The following is a 2000-nucleotide window of genomic DNA, read 5'->3' on the forward strand; positions in this document are numbered from 1 at the left end:
ATTCAACGGAACTTATTTATATTGACAGGCAACTCATTCATGAAGTAACCTCGCCTCAAGCATTTGAAGGCTTGGCGATAGCAGGCAGAAAACCTTGGAGTACAAGTGCCAACCTGGCAGTGCCTGATCATAACGTACCAACAACCAATCGTTCATCAGGTATTAATGGTATTAGCGACCCTATTTCAAAATTGCAAATTGAAACCTTAGACAAAAATTGCAAAACTTTTGGTATTAATGAAATACCCATGAATGACATTCGCCAAGGCATTGTACATGTGGTTGGCCCTGAACAGGGCTTTACCCTACCAGGCATGAGCATTGTCTGTGGTGATTCACACACCTCAACTCATGGTGCACTTGGTGCATTAGCATTTGGCATTGGTACCAGTGAAGTTGAACATGTTTTAGCCACAGGTTGTTTGTGGCAATCTAAATCTAAAAACTTTAATATTGAAGTCAGTGGTAAACTCAACAAACATGTCAGCGCAAAAGACATTGCGCTTTACATTATTGGCAAAATTGGCACCGCTGGTGGCACAGGCCATGCGATTGAATTTAGCGGTGACACCATTCAAAGCTTATCTATTGAAGGTCGTATGACCTTATGCAATATGGCAATTGAAGCAGGTGCACGTGTAGGTATGGTTGCTGTTGATGATAAAACCATTGACTATGTCAAAGGTCGTATACTAGCACCTTCAGGTGCTAAATGGAGCAAAGCAGTAGAATATTGGCACACACTACATTCTGACAAAAACGCACATTTTGAAAAAATCGCACATTTTAATGCAAAAGATATTAAGCCCCAAGTAACTTGGGGCACATCTCCAGAAATGGTAATAACAATTGATGGGTATATACCCAACCCTGCTAACGCCAAAAATCATACCGAAAAGGTTAGTTGGGAAAATGCACTTAATTACATGCAACTCACTGCTGATATAAAAATATCAGACATTAAAATTGACAAAGTCTTTATTGGCTCATGCACCAACTCACGAATTGAAGACTTGCGTATTGTAGCTAGTGTTTTAAAAGATAAAAAAATTGCCAACAATATTAAACTTGCCTTGGTTGTGCCTGGCTCAGGATTAATTAAAAAACAAGCCGAAAAAGAAGGATTAGATAAGATTTTTATAAATAGTGGTTTTGAATGGCGTGAAGCAGGCTGCTCAATGTGTCTAGCCATGAATGCCGATAAGCTAAAAGTAGGCGAGAGATGCATAAGCACCTCAAATCGTAACTTTGAAGGTCGTCAAGGTCAAGGCTCATTTACCCACTTAGTTAGCCCAGCTATTGCGGCTGCAAGTGCTATTACTGGTCATTTTTCAGAGGTTAAATAATGCAAAAATTTACTACATTTACTTCAATAGCTATACCACTTGAACGTGCCAATATTGATACTGATGCGATTATTCCAAAACAGTTTTTAAAATCTATTAAACGTTCTGGTTTTGGTGTTAATTTATTTGATGAGTGGCGTTATTTAGACCATGGTGAAGTTGGCATGGATAACTCTAAACGTCCACTTAATATGGATTTTGTGTTGAATCAGGCAAAATATCAAGGTGCTAAAATACTACTGGTACGAGAAAATTTTGGTTGTGGCTCAAGCCGTGAGCATGCACCTTGGGCATTAGAGGATTATGGTTTTAAAGCAATTATTGCCCCTAGTTTTGCAGATATTTTTTATAACAATTGTTTTAAAAACGGTATTCTACCTATTGTGCAAGATAATAACATTATGGATGAATTTTTTACTTTAAGTGGTGAAATTATGATTAATCTTGATGCCCAAAGTATCCATACGAATAGTAAAACTTATTTTTTTGAAATAGACATAGAACGAAAAAGACGCTTAATCAATGGTCTTGATGATATTGGTTTAACCTTACAATACACAGATGATATTAAAGCTTTTGAGAAAGACTATTTTAATAAATACAACTGGTTATGATTGATAAATTCACAGGTATTTTTTAAAAAAAATGTGCCAA

2 protein-coding genes are annotated in these 2000 nt (G+C 36.8%); both read left to right on the forward strand.

What is annotated here, in order from left to right:
* Window positions 1-1346: 3-isopropylmalate dehydratase large subunit (gene leuC / locus BOW51_RS10200; protein WP_135568248.1), on the forward strand; the 1346-nt coding region annotated here is incomplete at its 5' end.
* Window positions 1346-1960, forward strand: coding sequence for a 3-isopropylmalate dehydratase small subunit (gene leuD, locus BOW51_RS10205; protein ID WP_011737767.1), 615 nt, complete (start codon window positions 1346-1348; stop codon window positions 1958-1960). The genes leuC and leuD, both read left to right, overlap by 1 nt.
* The last annotated feature ends 40 nt before the right edge of the window (window positions 1961-2000 follow it).

The sequence above is a fragment of the Solemya elarraichensis gill symbiont genome (genome assembly GCF_002021095.1).
Taxonomy (GTDB): Bacteria; Pseudomonadota; Gammaproteobacteria; order Chromatiales; family Chromatiaceae.